Below are 18795 nucleotides of genomic sequence, written 5' to 3'. Positions count from 1 at the left end.
ATTTTCGGACACCTCTAATGTTAGGCTTAGTAGCGAATACATTTCATTGTAATGGAAGATACAACTTTTTAGGTATAGAGAATTTTAAATATTAATTCTATGCTAAAGGCATGGCTAATTGGCTGATTTATGAAATGGGAGAGGTCTAGGTGAATAAATGGAGAATGCCCTAATTGCTTTTATTAGTATTCTTCTTCTTGGCGTTGTGATCTTTGTGAAGATTTGGTGGGATGGACCCGGGATAAGCTTTAAGTTTACAAAATGGTATTTTGGCATTTTTTTATTAGCGGCGCTGATTGTCGGGGGAGGCACTTTTTTCGTGAGTTAAGTCATTATATCGGTAAACCTGTCCGGTTTTGGTAGATAAAAATGCAACTTGCATAAGCGTTATTTCGATTTATGGGGAAATCAAGAATGGAGGATATTTAGTGAAAGGTATACAACGATACAAGCGCTGGCTTGCCTTGACCCTGATTTTCATGGTGCTTCTTGGTCCGGCTTCTGAAGGGTATGTATCCGCAGCAGATCCAATGCTATTGGATCAAAAGCAGGAAAATGCAACAGGGAATGTATGGGTTAATTCGGATTATGGAAGATATCAGACCTTTACTCCGGCGATTACCGGGAATCTCAGCAGGATTGATCTGAACATTATGGATACCTATGGTTCCCCGGGAGCCCTGAAGCTGAAAATATATAAGGAAAGCGGCCTTTCGACATTGCTCGCTGAAGCGCAACTTGCTTCCTATAGCCCAGGCTGGGTGTCGGTTGACTTCTCAGGAGCATCGCCTTATTTGCAGAAGGACACGATGTATAGAATGGTTGCTTCCACGGAGTTCGGAGGATCGAGTGGTTTCGGGTGGTATGGAAGCTCAGGGAGCCCGTACCCAAGAGGATATTCAGCGGCTGCCAATTATGACTTCTCTTTCAGAACGTACATGATTGCTGATTATTCCACATCCCCTGCATTAAGTGAGATCTCCAGTGCTGAATCTAGTCTTGTAGCGGACGGGACGAGCCAGACGACAGTGACGGTGAAGCTGAAGGATGCGCAAGGCAATGCGCTGACCGCCGGAGGGGCGACGGTGGGAATCACGTCGACATCCGGTACGGTGAGTCCAGTAACGGACAACCATAACGGGACCTACACGGCGACGCTGACAGCGCCGACCACGGCCGGAACGGCGACCGTAAGTGCAACCGTCGGCGGTGCAGCATTGACAGAGACGGCAGCGGTCCAGTTCGTGGCGGGGCCTCCGTCGATTGCGAACAGCACAGTGGAAGTGGGCACCAGTTCATTGACGGCGGATGGCACGAGCCAGACGGCAGTGACGGTGAAGCTGAAGGATGCGCAGGGCAATGCGCTGGCGGCTGGAGGGGCGGCAGTAACGGTTGCAGCGACGCAGGGTACGGTAGGTCCAGTCACGGACAACCATAACGGGACCTATACGGCGACGCTGACAGCGCCGACCACGGCCGGAACGGCGACCGTAAGTGCAACTGTCGGCGGTGCAGCATTGACAGAGACGGCAACAGTCCAGTTCGTGGCGGGAACTCCGTCGATTGCGAACAGCACAATAGAAGTGGGCACCAGTTCATTGACGGCGGATGGCACGAGCCAGACGGCAGTTACGGTGAAGCTGAAGGATGCGCAGGGCAATGCGCTGGCGGCTGGAGGGGCGGCAGTAACGGTTGCAGCGACGCAAGGTACGGTGGGTCCAGTCACGGACAACCATAACGGGACCTATACGGCGACGCTGACAGCGCCGACCACGGCCGGAACGGCGACCGTAAGTGCAACTGTCGGCGGTGCAGCATTGACAGAGACGGCAACAGTCCAGTTCGTGGCGGGAACTCCGTCGATTGCGAACAGCACAGTCGAGTCAGGAGATGCTTCGTTGACGGCAGACGGAACGAGCCAGACGACAGTGACGGTGAAGCTGAAGGATGCGCAGGGCAATGCGCTGACGACTGGAGGGGCGACGGTGGGAATCACGTCGACATCCGGTACGGTGGGTCCAGTCACGGACAACCATAACGGGACCTACACGGCGACGCTGACAGCGCCGACTACGGCCGGAACGGCGACCGTAAGTGCAACCGTCGGCGGTGTTGCATTGACAGAGACGGCAACAGTCCAGTTCGTGGCCGGGTCCCCGTCAATTGCGAACAGCACAATAGAAGTGGTCACCAGTTCATTGACGGCGGATGGCACGAGCCAGACGGCAGTTACGGTGAAGCTGAAGGATGCGCAGGGCAATGCGCTGGCGGCTGGAGGGGCGGCAGTAACGGTTGCAGCGACGCAGGGTACGGTAGGTCCAGTCACGGACAACCATAACGGGACCTATACGGCGACGCTGACAGCGCCGACCACGGCCGGAACGGCGACCGTAAGTGCAACTGTCGGCGGTGCAGCATTGACAGAGACGGCAACAGTCCAGTTCGTGGCGGGAACTCCGTCGATTGCGAACAGCACAGTCGAGTCAGGAGATGCTTCGTTGACGGCAGACGGAACGAGCCAGACGACAGTGACGGTGAAGCTGAAGGATGCGCAGGGCAATGCGCTGACGACTGGAGGGGCGACGGTGGGAATCACGTCGACATCCGGTACGGTGGGTCCAGTCACGGACAACCATAACGGGACCTACACGGCGACACTGACAGCGCCGACCACGGCCGGAACGGCGACCGTAAGTGCAACCGTCGGCGGTGCAGCATTGACAGAGACGGCAGCGGTCCAGTTCGTGGCGGGAAGTCCGTCGATTGCGAACAGCACAGTCGAGTCAGGAGATGCTTCGTTGAAGGCAGACGGAACGAGCAAGACAACAGTGACGGTGAAGCTGAAGGATGCGATGGGCAATGCGCTGACGACTGGAGGGGCGGTGGTGTTGGTCACATCGACATTAGGTACGGTTAGCACCGTAACGGACAACCATAACGGGACCTATACGGCGACGCTGACAGCACCGACAACGGTAGGGACCGCAAAGATAAGTGCCACTGCCGATGGCAGTGCGCTAGCCTCAACGGTAACGGTTCAGCTTTTACCGGGTGAAGTAAGCTCATTTCACTCTACAGTTACGGCAAGCGATCTGGTCGTACGGGCGGATGGCAAAAGTCAAGCTTTGATCTATGTGAAGCTTAAAGACGAATATGGCCATCCGCTTGCTGGAAAACGGGTGCAGCTTCAAGCTCAAGATGGAAGCTCTGTTATTAAAGAAGTTTATGGAAGCTCCGTCACCAATGAAGTATATGGATTGACCAACGCGGAAGGCCTTGCCGCATTTGCGGTCAGCAATGTAGTGGCAGAGAAAGTGACATATTCTGCTAAAGAAGAAAGTGGTCTATTAATGGACCAAACGGTGGATATAACATTTACGTACGACCAGCCTCCAGTGATCAAATTGCAGGTTGATTCTGCCGCTCCAACCTTCTCCAGTGTGCGTGTTGCGGTTTATGCGTCAGTATATGGCGAATACAATAGCATTTCTTCAATTAAATGGGCAGCAGGAAGCCGTCCGGTCTCTTATTTTGATACAGAGGGAACACCAATTAAGGACCATTTCACCGTACAGGAGAATGGAATTTATTCAGTCTATGCGGCAGATACAGCGGGCAACGCGAATGTTAGCCTGATTGAAATCCAGAATATCGTGCCTTTGAGCAGCAATTCGAACTTGATGGGCTGGCAGCTAATCGGACTTGGCGGGACGGTGAAGTTTGATTTTGACGCGGGGAAACTAAACAACACGCTCGAAGTCAGTGATTCGGTGTATGGTTTGAAGATGCTGCTGACCCCTGCAAATGTATATGCTGCCGTTAGTGTGAACGATCTCCAGGTAGACAGTAATGTCCCAACCAGAGAGTATGTTCTTGCAACAGGTCCAAATAAGTTTGAGATCCGTGTCAAGGCGCAGGACGGTTCAATTAAAACCTACACGCTCAACGTGATTCGTTCAGCGGCCAGTAAGGTTCCGGATTCCGGATCAGTTCCGGGCAGCCCTTCGGTTGCTCCCGGCCCTTCGAGTCAGCCGTCGCCTGGCAATGCACCGGTGGTTTGGATTAATGACAAAAAAGTAACGGGGCTTGCCACACGTAAAGTAAATGCCGATGGAGCAAAAGCTATTGATGTTCTGCTAAATATGGACAATCTGTCCCAGGTCCTTGATTCGCTATCCAATACAGCTGAAGCTAATCTATCGATTTCAGTAGAAGAAGAGGCGGATCAACTGGCGCTCAGGCTTACCGGCAGTATAGTCCCAATCCTGGCCGGCAAGACGGCTGTAATTACTATAAAAACACAATTTGGCCAATATCGCCTGCCACTGGCTGAAATGATTAACCGGGAGACCACTTGGTCAAACGATGTGGAGGCCCGGATTATCATCGAGCGTGGCAAGCGGGAAACAGGACTGCAAGTGGAGGCCAATATAAATGGTTTTCAACTGGCAACCGATCCAGTACATTTCAATGTCCTTGTAACGGGGAATGGCAAGAAAAAAGAAGTTACCGGCTTTAACCATTATGTAGAAAGAGTCATTTACTTACCCGAGAATGCCGGAGCGGCATCAACAGCTATCCTATGGGACCAGAACTCAGGGGTGCGCCCAGTACCAACGGAATTCACCATAGTTGACGGGCACCGGGCTGCTGTTATCCGCAGTCTCACGAACAGCACTTATGTAGTGGTATCCAAAACATCCCCATTAACAGATATTCAGGGACACTGGGCGGAAGCGGAAATTTCCCGAATGAGTAACAGAATGATTGTACAGGGGACAGAAGGAGGACGCTTCGCTCCTGAAGCAGAGGTTACACGGGCCGAATTCGCTGCAATGCTTGCAAGAGCGCTGGGGTTGCCGGAAGGAGACAATTCTGCAGGGTTCCGGGATGTAAACGGCTTGAGCTGGTACAGCGGGGCTGTGGCGGCAGTAAAAGCATCCGGGATTATGAATGGTTTCAGTGATGGGTCATTCAGACCTGACCAGAAAGTATCGCGGCAAGAAGCGATCGTAACGATCATGCGGGCGCTGCGTGTAGCGGATGCTGCTCCAGCAAGCAACATTGGAGTACAAGTCGATCTGTCCCTTTACACTGACAGCAGTCAAATTGGCGGCTGGGCAAGTGAAGCGCTGCGGACAGCGATTTATGAAGGTCTTATGAAAGGGTATGGCAATGAATTGCGCCCGCAGCAGGCATTAACCCGTGCTGAGACGACCGTATTGCTGCATAGAATGCTGCTGCAAACAGGACTAATTAATGGGTGATGTTCCTGCCTTAGCCTAAGATGGCTGCAATGTAAGCACAACCGCCAGGTTGCCTAAGAAGCAACCTGGCGGTTTTATGCTTTTTTTTAAAGGGCCTATTTCATACCGTAACTAAGCTGATCAATGTGCCGGTAGGTCTGCCGGTATTTCAGCGGTGACCGGCCGGTGATTTCCTTGAACACACGCCCGAAGTGGGTCATGTGTATTTGTGGATTGCCAATTTTGAAGACCTCGTTTAGTATATAAGCACAGGCTTATATGTCTGGGGATGGAGAGGCTGTCATGGAGGAAACTACTGTCATTGCAGATATGTCCGAGCTCGCTGATGACCTGAAGCTGTTAGGTGATAGAACGCGTCTCCTGATGCTGTCTCTATTAAAGGAACGGGAATGGTGCGTGTGCGAATTTGTTGAGATTTTTGACATCTCCCAGCCTGCCATCAGCCAGCACCTGCGGAAATTAAGAAGCAAAGGCATCGTCAACGAACAGAAGAGAGGCCAGTGGGTACACTATTCCCTTAATGTTGAGGACAAGCCCCATATCCAGGCCGTGCTTCGGTTTACACCTGATGCTTCCACTATCCTGGCCATGCTGAATAAAACACAGGTGACAGCTTGCTGTGAATTATTGCATTAATCAAGACGTTTTTTGAAAGGCCCGGATGAATTCCGGATGTACACTGGAGGTTAACTTTTGGGGATTTTAGCAGGTCTTATCTTTGTTGTAACACTGGTATTTGTCATTTGGCAGCCCAGGAATCTGTCCATCGGGTGGTCTGCCTGCGGCGGGGCGATACTCGCTTTGCTTGCCGGTGTAGTCCGCTTTGGCGATGTTATCGATGTCACCCTGATTGTCTGGAATGCCACATTGGCATTTATCGCGATCATTCTGATTTCTTTAATCCTCGATACAATTGGTTTCTTCGAATGGTCTGCATTGCATATGGCCAGAGCCGCACGCGGGAGTGGTACCCGGATGTTCTTCTTCGTCACGCTGCTTGGGGCAGTGGTGGCCGCGTTTTTTGCCAACGACGGTGCGGCGCTCATTCTAACCCCGATTGTGCTGGCTATGGTCCGTGCGCTGAATTTTGATGAGAAGAAGGTCTTTCCGTTCATCATTGCCGGAGGATTCATTGCCGATACCACTTCATTGCCGCTTGTTGTGAGTAATCTGGTGAATATCGTATCGGCGGATTTTTTCGGGGTGACCTTTAGGGAATACGCTGGCCGTATGCTAATCCCTACCCTGTTCTCCTTGGGGCAAGTGTTCTTGTTCTGTATCTCTTTTTCAGAAGAAGCATCCCGCGGAATTTTGACAGCTCACAGCTGAAAAACCCGGAAGAGGCTATTAAAGACAAGCAGATGTTCAAGCTGTCCTGGTTTGTGCTTGCGGTTCTGCTGGCCGGATATTTCGTCAGTGAATTCCTGAACATTCCGGTGTCGGCCGTGGCCGGGATTGTCGCAATCTTTTTCCTCGTTATGGCAAGGAAGAGCCCTAATGTGCATGCTATGGAAATAGTGAAGGGTGCGCCTTGGGCGATTGTGTTCTTTTCCATTGGCATGTATGTTGTCGTGTATGGTCTGCGCAATGCCGGTCTGACGGATGTCCTGGCTGATGTGATTCAGGCTGTAGCCGATCAGGGGCTGTTCGCTGCGAGCGTGGGGATGGGCTTTATTGCCGCTGTCATCTCTTCAGTAATGAATAATCTGCCTACCGTGATGATAGATGCGCTGGCGATTGATGCAACGCATACCTTCGGGCTGATCAAGGAAGCTTTAATCTATGCAAATGTTATCGGCTCCGATCTGGGACCCAAGATTACACCAATCGGCTCTCTGGCAACGCTGCTGTGGCTGCATGTGCTGTCAGCCAAAGGGGTAAAAATATCCTGGGGAACCTATTTCAAAACAGGTATTATCCTGACCATCCCCACGCTGTTCATCACGCTGCTTGGCCTCTATATAACCTTGAAGCTATTTTAAAACTCAAAGGAGATTGTGAATCATGGACAAGAAAACCCTTTATTTTTTGTGTACAGGGAACTCCTGCCGGAGCCAGATGGCCGAAGGCTGGGCCAAGAAATACTTGAGCGATGAATGGAAGGTGTACAGCGCAGGAATAGAGGCCCATGGTCTGAATCCGAAAGCCGTACAAGCCATGAATGAAGCGGGGATTGATATTTCAGCGCAGACCTCGGACATCATTGACCCGCAGCTGCTGGGAAACGCTGACCTTGTCGTTACGTTGTGCGGCGATGCCGCTGATAGATGCCCGGTTACACCACCACAGGTGAGACGTGAGCACTGGGGATTCGATGATCCGGCAAAAGCGCAGGGAACGGATGAAGAGAAATGGGCGGTTTTCCAGCGGGTACGCGACCAGGTGGGCGAGCGCATTAAGCGGTTTGCGGAAACCGGCGAGTAAATAGGGGAACGGCCAAGTGGCGGGAGCGATTGCTGCGGGGGAACATAGGAGAGAACTATAGCGGCGAATTATCACCGAGCTCATTACGGGCAAAAGCGAATTTCAGCGTGTTCACCCAAAAGGGTGGAAATTAGCCAGATTCGTTTGCTCTTTTCCAACTAGCGCATGAAAAGACGCAGGTGAGCAATGCTAAGTGGAAAAAGGGAACTTATTTTTCCTGAAAATCAACAATTGAGTGATTTAAGTGGAAAAAGGGAACTTAAGTGGGTCATATTACCTTGTCAGGGGCGAAATGAGCGGAATTAGTGTCCCTTTTTCCACTTCATCTGCCCGAGGGTAGGGTACTTCGGCAAATTAGGTAACCTTTTTCCACTTAAAGAGTTGCCGTAGGATTCATGGGGAGTCGTTCTCCAGGTAACGCTAGAACCAAGACGGCTGCGCTGTCCCGTGGAGCACGGCACAGCCGTTTTGTTCTTCTGGGTTTACAAAGGTGTGAAAGGTCTTTACTATCTTCTTATAAATTGAGGTAAACACCACTACCCAGATGAAGATGAAGGGAATGGATCAAATTTGGCAAAAAGAAGCTTTCTGATACTGTATGGACTTGGGGGCAGCGGACCGGATCATTGGCAGACCTGGCTGTCTCACGAGCTGCTGGAACGGGATGAAACGGTATATTACCCCGAATTTCCTGAGAAGGATCAGCCGCAAAGAAAAGACTGGATGGAGACGCTTGATCAGGTGACCGCGGGCATTCCTGAAGAAGAGGAAGTTACCGTGATTGCCCATAGTCTGGCCTGTATCCTATGGTTCCATTACGTATGCTCGGCTCCCCGCCGCACTATGAAGCAGGCCATTCTGGTATCTCCTGTATCTCCAGCGACAGATTTCGCAGAGGTGGCAAGCTTTTTTCCGATTCCCGCAAATCTGGAGGAAGTGGTGAGCGGCGCAGAGCGAACGGTGTTCATTCATTCCTCGGCAGACCCCTTTTGCTCAGTAGAAGATGCGGTGCCTTATATGAAACTGGGCTTGCCCAATCTCATCCTCCCGAACAGCGGGCATATCAACGTGGAATCCGGTCATGGTCCTTGGCCTATGATGCTGGAGCTGTGTCTTCGCAATTCGGTCATTTTACCATAACCTATAACAAGGGATGCTGGACCGCCACAGGTAAACCTTATGGCGATGCAGCATCCCTTGTTTTGTAAGGTCAGGCGGCTTTTTTTACAGAGCGCCTTTCGCAAGCTCCCGGCGCACAATCGGGGCAACCTTTGTGCCCAGCAGCTCGATGGCGCGCAGGACTTCGCGGTGCGGCATGGTGCCGACATTTACATGCAGGAAGAAGCGGGTAACGCCGAGATTTTTGCGCAGCAGCAGAATCTTCTCGGCGACATATTCGGCATCGCCTACATACAGGGCACCCCGCAGGCTGCGGGCATCGTCATAAGTCGCACGGTTATAGGCTTGGCCCCAGCCCCGTTCGCGCCCGATCACATTCATCTGGGCCATTGTTGACGGATAGAACAAAGCGGCCGCCTGTTCAGTGGTTTCACCGACAAAGCCATGCGAGTGTGTGGCGATCTGCAGCTTGTCGGGGTTATGCCCTGCTTTGGCGGCAGCGTCCTTGTAGAGCTGGACCAGCGGAGCGAAGCGCTCCGGCATGCCGCCGATGATGGCGAACGCGATGGGAAGGCCGAGCATGCCTGCCCGGATCGCAGATTCGGGATTGCCGCCGCTGGCAATCCATACCGGCAGCGGGTCCTGGACGGCGCGGGGATAAACCGGAAGGTTGTTGATCGCCGGACGATGACCGCCGCGCCAGGTAACCTTTTCCGAGGCTCTAATCTTCAGCAGCAGCTCCAGCTTTTCTTCGAACAATTCGTCATAATCATCCAGACTGTAGCCGAAGAGCGGGAAGGATTCGATAAAAGAGCCCCGGCCCGCCATGATTTCCGCCCGGCCGCCCGAGAGGCCGTCCAGCGTAGAGAAGGCTTGGTAGACGCGCACCGGATCATCCGAAGACAGTACAGTAACGGCACTGGTGAGCCGGATATTCTTCGTCATAGCCGCCGCCGCAGCGAGCACTACAGCAGGGGCGCTGCCGGCATAATCCGCGCGGTGATGTTCCCCGATTCCATATACATCCAGGCCGACCTGATCGGCGAGTACAATTTCTTCTACCGCTTCACGCAGTCTTTCGGCGTGGCTGATGACCTCGCCGGTCACCGGGTCCGGTGTAGTCTCCAAAAATGTGCTGATGCCGATTTCCATACTGTTTTCCATCTTGGACATTTCAATCCGCCTCCTTTTTTCGTATCTTTATCTTACTATATTTTTTAATGTTTCTCAACTTTAGTAAGTGGAATTGGATCATAAAAAATACCCGCCACCCATTAAGTATGGGCGGCAGGCGGATGCAGTAGTGCTGTGTTTAGGATTTTTTTTTGCCAACGGCAAGCTGCACAATCATGATGACAAGAACGAGCAAGGCAATGAGCTGGTCTGTACTCATAGGGGTCCGGCCTCCAATCCTTAAGTATAGGATGGCTCTTCGGACCGCATCCCCTCTCCCAAGGAGCTGCTTTGTTCCCCTAATACAGACTATGAAGGGATAACTGAGGTTATTACTTCATCCCCTGAATCATTATGCTGCTGAATGGATCTCCTGTGGAACCTGTGATCCTTCCTCCTCATGCTTTTCGCTCCGGCCCGCCATATCCCGGATAGGTGACGACAGGCCATTTGATCTTGCGCAGCGCATCTATCAGCTCCGGCCCCACGTTCAGATTGCTGCTGACAAGCTCTTCAGGCGTGAGGGCCATCCATTGGTTCAGTGAAACATCGGCAAAGCGGTCACTTTTGAACATTTCCAGGAACCAGAGGGTTTCCTTGCCGGTATTCTGGATATAATGTCCGAAGGCAAAAGGAACATAGCCGACATCTCCGGCCCTGTAATTGAAGGTACGGGCGGCACCGTTGCCGCCAAAGACCGTCATGCGGCCTTCTCCGGCCAGATAATACTGCCACTCATCGTTGTTCGGATGCCAGTGCAGCTCGCGCATCGCCCCCGGCTCAATCTCGACGAGCGCTGCGGCGATCGTCCTGGAGATGGGGAAATTCGAGCTGTCAATGATCCGCACGCTTCCGCCCGGCGTTTTCAGCGGAGGCTGGGCCAGCAGCCGGTGCTTGAAGCTCAGCGGAATTTCGCCGAAGGGAGATTGTACCTTTTGACTCTGCAGGGAGCCGGGGACCTGGTCCTGGTAGATGTAGACCTGATCCTTCGGAAGATAGTCAAAGGCCGAAGGCGGCACCCCGAAATTGGCCGACAGCACTTCCTTCGGTGTATGGGCGAACCAGTCGGAGAGGGACAGGGTATTGAGATCGGAGAACGTGCCGTCGTCAAAAACAAGCAAAAATTCGCAGCCTTCTGTAAGCCCTTGAATGGAGTGGGGAATACCCGGAGGAAAATACCACAGATCCCCCGGGCCGATATCGGCAATAAAGTTCCGGCCGTTCTGGTCCACCGCTGTAATCCGTGCACTTCCAAGCAGCATATAGGACCATTCGGCCTGCTGATGCCAGTGCAGCTCCCGTACGCCGCCCGGAGTCAGGCTCATATTAACTGCGGCAAGGGTGGTGGCAACGGGCAATTCTCTAACCGTTACCTCTCTGGACCAGCCGCCGTGATTAAGCTGCATATGGGCGTCGGAGAAAGAGAATTTCAGATTGGGAATGAGTCCATTGTCCGTAACCGGAGGGATGAACATATCCGGGTTCTCCCGGTCCCGCATCACATCGCGGGGGCCAAGGTCTACGTTGCCTGCGCCGTCGCTGCGTATCGGCTGGGGAATGCCTGCTTTTTTGGCTGAACCATGTTCCGGGGATTCCATGGGTCTGGCTCCTTTCCTGATTGCAATTGCTTAATAGAGAATATATGCCGGAAGGCCGTTTGAAGATGCCCACAATTGCAAATCAGGAATTGACAGAGACCGCTCGAAGATGGATTCTTAATAATGGAGTACTAAGAGAACATTAACCAGAAGATTATAGAGAGCAGGGTATACACATATGACAGACAGCGGACCAATACGCTACCGCTTCAGCGAAGCCCCGATATGGGAGCTGCAGCGCAAATATTATGAAGAGCTGGGGATGCAGGCCTGGAAAAACGACCAGGTTCCGCAGTATATTACAAGCAATCCGATGATCGGGACCGGCTATGCGGAGATGATCTTCGGGTTTTTGCAGGACCGGGCGGGGATGGGGCACACCACGGAGCCGGTCATTATTCTGGAGCTGGGTGCAGGTGCCGGGCGCCTCGCGTTCCATGTGCTGCAGAAGCTGTGTGAATTAATGGATTATGCGGGGCTGCCGCTGCCTCCGTTTACCTATGTCATGAGCGATCTTCCGTGGAAAAATATCACCGGCTGGCAGCAGCATCCCGGCCTGATCCCTTTTGTGGAGCAGGGCATCCTCGATTTCGCGCGTTTCGATGCCGTTGCGGATACTGAACTGCATCTTATAGAAAGTGGAAAGGTGATAACACCGGGGATGCTGGCACAGCCGCTGATGGTGATCGCCAACTACTTTTTTGACAGTATCCCGCAGGAGCTGCTCTATGTAGATGAAGGCAAAATATATGAGTGCGAGGTATCGCTGCAGTACCCGGAACAGTCAGACACGATGGGGCCCTCCGAGGTGCTGAGGGATCTGATTCCGGAGTATCACTACCGCCGGGCAGCAGGCTATGAAGAGAAGTTCTACCCGTACCGCGAGGTAATCGCGTTCTATCAGGAGAAGCTGGAGGATTCGCATGTACTTTTCCCGGCGGCGGCGCTGGAATGTATGGAGCGGCTGAGTGCGCTGTCCGGGGCAGGCTTCCTGCTGCTGACCGCCGACAAGGGCGACCACCGGCTGGAGAACTGGGAATTTGCTGAGCCGCCGAAGCTGATCCATCATGGCAGCATCTCACTTACAGCCAACTATCATGCGCTGGTGTGCTATTTTGAACAAAAAGGCGCATTGGCTTCATTTACCGAACATCATTATAAGAACCTGAATGTGGGCTGCATCTTTATGCTGGAGGAGCCGCTGCGCCATGTCCAGACCCGTCTGGCCTACCGCAGGTTCATCGAACGTTTTGGGCCCGATGACTTCTTCAGTCTGAAGCTCTGGATCGACCAGAACTACGACACCATCGGGCTGCAGCAGATTCTGGGCTTCTGGCGGCTGGGCGGCTATGATGCCGAGCTGTTCATCCAGAGTGCCGAGCGGATTTCCGGCCTGCTGGAAGATGCCAGCGATGAGGAGATTCTCGATTTGAAGCTGGGGATCGACCGGATGTGGACAGGCTTTTATCCGATGCCGCAAAAATATGATCTCGCCCTGGACAGCGGGCTGCTGCTGTTCGAGATGGGACTGTACGAAGATTCGCGGCGTTTTCTGGCGCAATCGCTGCGGGAGACGGAGGATGAGCCGGTCGTCACAGTGCTCTATTGCCTGGCCATCTGCAGCTATGAGCTTGAGGATCTGGAGGCCGCGCTGGAGTACACCCGCCAGGCGCTGGTGCTGGAGCCGGAGCATGAGGAGGCATTGGATCTCCTGGCGGCGCTCAGCGGGGGCTGAGGCTGTCTTTACAGCAGCGCAGTTATTTTGTAAAATACAAGAAATTATAATCAAATGCGATGATGAGAAGAGTAGATATATCCGTTCTTTTACAGAGAGCCCCGGACGCTGAAAAGGGGCAAGGAAAGGTGTATTGAACCAAGTCTCTGAGCGGCGTACCGGAACTAAGCAGATGCCGGGGATGGTGCGACAGGAGCTCCTGTTACAGAGCTAGAGTATAAGCCTTGCCTGCCGGCAATGCCGTACTTAATGAGATTAATATGGCGACATATTAATAAACCTGGGGTGGTACCGCGAGAATCTCGTCCCCAAGACCATACGTCTTGGAGGTGGGGTTCTTTTTTGTTGGGAAAGATTCAGAGCGGTCATCACATTCATACAGGAGGTACACACATGGGGAACGACAATGCAATGGAAACCGCAGCAGCGGAAAACTACATGGATAAGCTGATCAAGGAGGATATAGAGTCCGGCATCTACAGCAGGGAGATCTGCACAAGGTTCCCGCCGGAGCCGAACGGATATCTGCATATCGGCAGTGCGTTTGCCATTCACACCAACTACGGGCTTGCACACAAATACGGCGGCACCTTTCATCTGCGCTTCGACGATACGAATCCGCTCAAAGAGGACATGGAATATGTAAAAGCGATCATTCAGGACATCGAATGGCTGGGCTGCAGCACCGGAGAACATATTTATTACGGCTCGGACTATTCGGAGCAAATCTACAACAGCGCGCTGAACTTAATCCGCAAAGGCAAAGCCTATGTCTGCGATTTGTCGCCGGAAGAGGTGACCGCCTACAGAGGCACACTGACGGAACCGGGAAAAAACAGTCCTTACCGGGAACGGTCTGTGGAGGAGAACCTCCGCTTATTCAGCGGGATGAGGGAAGGGGGTTATCCTACCGGTTCCCGGGTGCTGCGGGCCAAAATCGATATGGCTTCACCGAACATCAACCTGCGTGATCCGGTGCTGTACAGAATTATTCATGCGGAGCATTACCGCACAGGGGAGGCGTGGTGTATCTATCCGATGTATGATTTTGCCCACCCGATCCAGGACGCTATTGAAGGCATCACCCATTCCTTATGCTCGCTTGAGTTCAAGGACCACCGCCCCCTCTATGAGTGGGTGCTGGAAGAACTGGGCATTGAAGAAGCCCCAAGGCAAAGGGAATTCGGACGGGTCAATCTCACAGGGGTGGTTACCAGCAAACGTTATCTCAGAGCACTTGTTGCGGGGAACTACGTGGACGGCTGGGATGATCCCCGGCTGCCCACACTGCGCGGTCTGCGGAGACGGGGATTTACCCCGGAGAGCATCCGCAGTTTTGTCAGAGAGATTGGCATGGTCAGGAACCAGACGATGGTGGACTTCTCGATGCTGGAGCATTGCCTGAGACAGGACCTCAAAGCCAGTGTGCCAAGTATAATGGCCGTGCTTGATCCGCTAAAGGTCGTAATTACCAATTACGAGGCGGGGGAAACAGAGTGGCTGACTCTAGCCAATAATAGCGAAAATGCAGAGCTGGGTGTGAGAGAGGTACCGTTCTCAGGCACTGTCTACATTGAGCGGGATGATTTCATGGAGGAACCGGCACCGGGGTTCCGCAGGCTGGTCCCGGGCGGTGAGGTCCGGCTGAAGGGGGCTTATATCATCAAATGCAATGAAGTCATCAAGGATGCCGGAACCGGTGCGGTCCGCGAGCTGCGCTGCACCTATGATCCCCTGACCAAAAGCGGCGGGGCAAATAGTGGACGCAAGGTCAAAGGCACCCTGCACTGGGTCTCGGCCAGTCATGGCATACCGGCGGAGGTATACCTGTATGAGAAGCTGCTGGAAGACAACGACGGTCCCAAGGCGGAAGGCGAAGCCTGGGAGGAGTACATCAATCCGGACTCCATGAGGCTGATGCGGAGCTGCCTGCTGGAGCCTTTTGCGGCTGGCGCCAAGCCAGAGGATAAATTTCAATTTATGCGCCAGGGCTACTTCTGCGCCGACAACAAGCTGAGCCGTGAAGACCGGCTGGTGTTCAACCGGATTGTTCCGCTGAAGGATACGTGGAAGAGCGGGAAATAAGCCGCCGTGAGCGGGATGAAGAGACAGGTAATCGCAGCGGGCGGGAGCCGGGGTGGCCCGGACCCCGCCCGTTAATTTTTGAGCAGAAGCAGATGAACGGAAGTTTCACTTTATAGGGCTTTGTTACATAAGAATAAAGTAACCTGCTCTAGGCTGGAGAGATATTCGCATGAGTGTATTTTGTGCAACTGATTTCTGGGGTTCTGCTGCCTGTACTACGAAACATTAAGCGCACAAGGGTTAATAAATAGGGTATGGAAATGATGCCAAGCATTAGTTTCGTAAAGGCATTTACATTTTTCAAAACACAGATTATAATAAAACTAAATTAAATGTTGCACCAGGGAAACTTTCATGTGTATAGACAACTTTTCCGGGCAAGAGGAGGGATTGATAATGATGGAGCAGAATTTGGCAGAAACACCTCCAATGATACACAGACAAAAAAACAGACTCACCGCGCAGGCAGTACTGAACGGGGATGTCAAAGGATTGAAGAGGCTCCTTCCTTTCCTGGGCCCGGCTTTTATCGCTTCAGTAGCCTATCTGGACCCCGGGAATTTCGCTACCAATATTACAGCAGGCTCCAAATATGGTTACCTCCTGCTGTGGGTTATATTCGCGTCGAATCTGATGGCTGTTCTGATCCAATCGCTGTCCGCCAAGCTTGGCATAGCTACCGGCAAGAATCTGCCCGAGGTAGCACGGGAGAGATTCCCGAAGGGCGTATCCATCTTTTTGTGGATTCAGAGTGAGCTGGTGATTATCGCCACCGATCTGGCGGAGTTTATCGGGGCAGCGCTCGGACTGTATCTGTTGTTCGGCATTCCGATGCTGCCAGCCGCATTGATAACCGCTGTTGGTTCATTCGCCATTCTGGAGCTGCAGCGGCGCGGGTACCGCACACTTGAGGCCGGAATCGCCGGTATGGTGCTGATTGTCGTACTGGCCTTTACGTTCCAGGTCATCATGGCCAAGCCGGATGCCGGGGCAGTCGCCGCCGGGATCTTCACCCCGCAGTTCCAGGGTGTGGACAGCATTCTGCTGGCTGCGGGCATCCTGGGTGCGACGGTAATGCCGCATGCGATCTATCTGCATTCTTCGCTGACACAGAGCCGCGTAGTCGGAATCGATGACAAGGAGAAAAAACAGATTTTCAAGCTGGAGTTCATCGACATTCTGATTGCCATGCTGATTGCCGGTGCGGTCAATATGGCGATGGTGGTTGTGGCCGCCGCGTTGTTTTTCAAGAACGGCTTAGTGGTCGAGGATTTGGATATCGCCTTTGAGCAGTTCCGCCATTTGGCAGGACCGGTTACTGCGATTTCCTTCGGACTGGGTCTCTTGATTGCCGGACTCTCCAGTTCGTCAGTGGGGACGATGGCAGGGGATGTGGTCATGCAGGGCTTCATTAATAAAAGAATCAATCTCTACCTGCGGCGGGCGATTACGATTATTCCTCCGCTGGCCATCATCGCCTTCGGCATCAATGCTACAAGCGCCCTGGTCATGAGCCAGGTGGTGCTCTCGTTCGGGATTGCCTTTGCCTTGATTCCGCTGGTGATCTTCACCAGTGACCGCAAAATCATGAACGGGCTGGTGAACCACCGGATTACTACGGTTCTGGGCTGGATCATCTCCGCACTCGTTGTATCGCTGAATCTGTTCCTGATTGTAGAGATGTTTGTCTAAGTCTTCCAACCAAGAGCGTAACTGTATTTCATACAATTAAACTACAGCTAGCGCTAAAAAACGAATAGTAAATTTGCTTTTAACTGCAGTAAATACATCTATCGAGTCAAAGGGAATAGATTGTTAGGATTAGGAAAAAGCCCGCCCCCGGCATCTGTCAGGTTGTACCTGAACGGATGACCGGAGGCGGGCTTTTTTGAAATATAAGAAAGTTCCCGCTGGAACGCTGCCTTCCCTCAAAAGGAAGGCAGCGTTCCAGCTTGGCTGCCCAGCATGGATTATTTGCGCTGAAGACTAGGCTCTGCTGAATGGAGGTAAGATTACTGCTTCACGATATCCTGTACGGATTTGTCGAGCTTCTCCAGGAGCTGATCGTGATTCAGCTGGCCGCCCAGATATTCCTGCATAGCTGCGCCGAAGCCTTGAGTCACGCCGTCAGGGAACATATCCCAGTTCCAGCCGAGGGCTTTATCGGATTGCTCCTGCACGGCGACGGCGACCTGGCCGATATCCGCTGCATCCGTTTCAACGTTGGTTTCAGCGGGGATGAATTTGAATTCCTTAGTCAGATATTTCTTGCCGGTTTCCGAGCTCACGAGCCAGTTGAGGAATGCTTTGGCTTCTTCCGGATGTGCCGATTTGCTGTTCACAATATAGTTGTTAGGCACACCTACGAGAATGGTTCCTTCTTCGTCGCTGATCGGCAGAGGGAGCAGGCCGAGGTTCAGGTCCGGATCAATTTTGTCGATATCCCCTTGCGTCCAGTTGCCCTGCATCATCATGGCCGCTTTGCCGGATGCGAAGTCTGCAATCTGAGTAGCATAATCTGTAGTCATTTTATTATCCTGTGCATTGTCAAAAATCACATCCACCAGGTCAAGCCATTGCTTGAACACCGCGTTGCCTTTAAAGGTTTGGGTACCGGCTTTGAGATCATCGATGAATTTCTTCGGGTCCGGCTGATGAGCCAGGCCTACGTTCACCAGGTGCATCCCCATGGACCACCACTCATTGGTCGCTTCAAACGGCGTGATGCCTGCAGCTTTCAGCTTGGCTGCCGCGTCTTTGAGCTGTGAAAGTGTTTTGGGTTCTTCTGTAATCCCTGCTTTGGTGAACAGGTCCTTATTATAGATGAGTCCGTAGCCTTCAACGTTCATCGGCATCCCGTACAGCTTGCCGTCGACGGTAGCCGGCGTTTTGGCGGTTGGAATCAGATTGGCCACCCAAGGCTCGTTCGACAGATCGGTGGCACGGTCCATATAAGGAACCAGAGCCGTATAACCGCCATTGTTGAAAATTTCCGGTTCAGAGCCGGAAGCAAGCTCTGCTTTGAGCAGCGCGCCATAATCTTCACCGCCGCCATGTGTTTCCACTTCAACTTTCACACCGGTTTCTTTCTCATATTCTTCGGCCAGTGTGTTTAATTGCTCGGCAATCTCGACCTTGAACTGGAACATTTTGATCGTTACATCCTTGGCAGGAGCTTTGGTGGACTCGGGTGCAGCTGTCTCTGTTCCTGTGTTGACAGCGTTTCCACCGTTTGCGGAATTATTATTGCCGCCATTGCCGCAACCTGCGATAATAAGTGTGCAAACGGTTGCGATAACAAATGCGAACTTTCTTTTCATAGTATAACCTCCCTGGTCTAGTGGTCCTACAATCTGATCGTAATGCAAATTTGAATGAGCTTACACTTAATATT

The 18795-nt window shown here is 52.6% G+C and carries 10 protein-coding genes, 1 pseudogene and 1 other annotated feature; of the genes and pseudogenes, 8 read left to right on the top strand and 3 right to left on the bottom strand.

The annotated features are described in order from the left end of the window. Positions 1 to 428 precede the first annotated feature (428 nt). The 5 genes and pseudogenes from JI735_RS04840 (at position 429) to JI735_RS04820 (ending at position 8831) form a co-directional block, all read left to right on the top strand. Positions 429 to 5267: an invasin domain 3-containing protein gene (locus tag JI735_RS04840; protein ID WP_202677127.1), complete on the top strand. Its 4839-nt coding sequence runs from the start codon at positions 429 to 431 to the stop codon at positions 5265 to 5267. A gap of 300 nt (positions 5268 to 5567) precedes the next feature. Further along, positions 5568 to 5903 (top strand): ArsR/SmtB family transcription factor, encoded by a 336-nt coding sequence (locus JI735_RS04835; RefSeq protein WP_411830111.1) that lies wholly within the window; start codon positions 5568 to 5570, stop codon positions 5901 to 5903. Positions 5904 to 5960: 57 nt separating this feature from the next. Further along, a pseudogene (locus JI735_RS04830) lies at positions 5961 to 7249 on the top strand (arsenic transporter). Positions 7250 to 7271: 22 nt separating this feature from the next. Continuing rightward, the gene (gene arsC, locus JI735_RS04825; RefSeq protein WP_039833354.1) at positions 7272 to 7691 is read left to right on the top strand and encodes an arsenate reductase (thioredoxin); all 420 of its coding nucleotides are present in this window, start codon (positions 7272 to 7274) and stop codon (positions 7689 to 7691) included. Positions 7692 to 8261: 570 nt separating this feature from the next. Next, a complete protein-coding gene (locus JI735_RS04820; RefSeq protein ID WP_039833353.1) occupies positions 8262 to 8831 on the top strand; it encodes an RBBP9/YdeN family alpha/beta hydrolase in 570 nt (189 codons plus the stop codon). Between the two features lie 84 nt (positions 8832 to 8915). Here JI735_RS04820 and JI735_RS04815 read toward each other — a convergent pair whose 3' ends face one another. Then, complete coding sequence (locus JI735_RS04815; RefSeq protein ID WP_202677125.1) at positions 8916 to 9983, bottom strand: LLM class flavin-dependent oxidoreductase; 1068 nt, start codon at positions 9981 to 9983, stop codon at positions 8916 to 8918. 398 nt (positions 9984 to 10381) lie between these two features. Next, entirely contained in the window at positions 10382 to 11581 is a 1200-nt protein-coding gene (locus JI735_RS04810) for an oxalate decarboxylase family bicupin (protein WP_039833352.1), read from the bottom strand. 178 nt (positions 11582 to 11759) lie between these two features. On the opposite strand from JI735_RS04810, the gene JI735_RS04805 reads away from it, so the two are divergent. The 3 genes from JI735_RS04805 (at position 11760) to JI735_RS04795 (ending at position 17093) form a co-directional block, all read left to right on the top strand. Continuing rightward, positions 11760 to 13316 carry a tetratricopeptide repeat protein gene (locus JI735_RS04805; RefSeq protein ID WP_039833351.1) on the top strand — a complete coding sequence of 519 codons (1557 nt, stop codon included), beginning with the start codon at positions 11760 to 11762 and terminating at the stop codon, positions 13314 to 13316. A gap of 50 nt (positions 13317 to 13366) precedes the next feature. After that, positions 13367 to 13629, top strand: a binding site (T-box leader). 80 nt (positions 13630 to 13709) lie between these two features. Further along, on the top strand, positions 13710 to 15401 hold the full coding sequence (locus JI735_RS04800) for a glutamine--tRNA ligase/YqeY domain fusion protein (protein WP_039833350.1): 1692 nt from the start codon (positions 13710 to 13712) through the stop codon (positions 15399 to 15401). 429 nt (positions 15402 to 15830) lie between these two features. Then, on the top strand, positions 15831 to 17093 hold the full coding sequence (locus tag JI735_RS04795; RefSeq protein WP_085979237.1) for an Nramp family divalent metal transporter: 1263 nt from the start codon (positions 15831 to 15833) through the stop codon (positions 17091 to 17093). A gap of 320 nt (positions 17094 to 17413) precedes the next feature. Here the strand turns inward: JI735_RS04795 and JI735_RS04790 are convergent, their stop codons facing one another. After that, positions 17414 to 18721, bottom strand: coding sequence for an ABC transporter substrate-binding protein (locus JI735_RS04790; RefSeq protein WP_039833349.1), 1308 nt, complete (start codon positions 18719 to 18721; stop codon positions 17414 to 17416). Positions 18722 to 18795 lie beyond the last annotated feature (74 nt).

The sequence above is a fragment of the Paenibacillus sonchi genome (genome assembly GCF_016772475.1).
GTDB classification, from domain to species: Bacteria; Bacillota; Bacilli; order Paenibacillales; family Paenibacillaceae; genus Paenibacillus_AQ; species Paenibacillus_AQ sonchi.
Note: the sequence above shows the minus strand (reverse complement) of the source record. Positions and strands in the feature narration are given on the sequence as shown.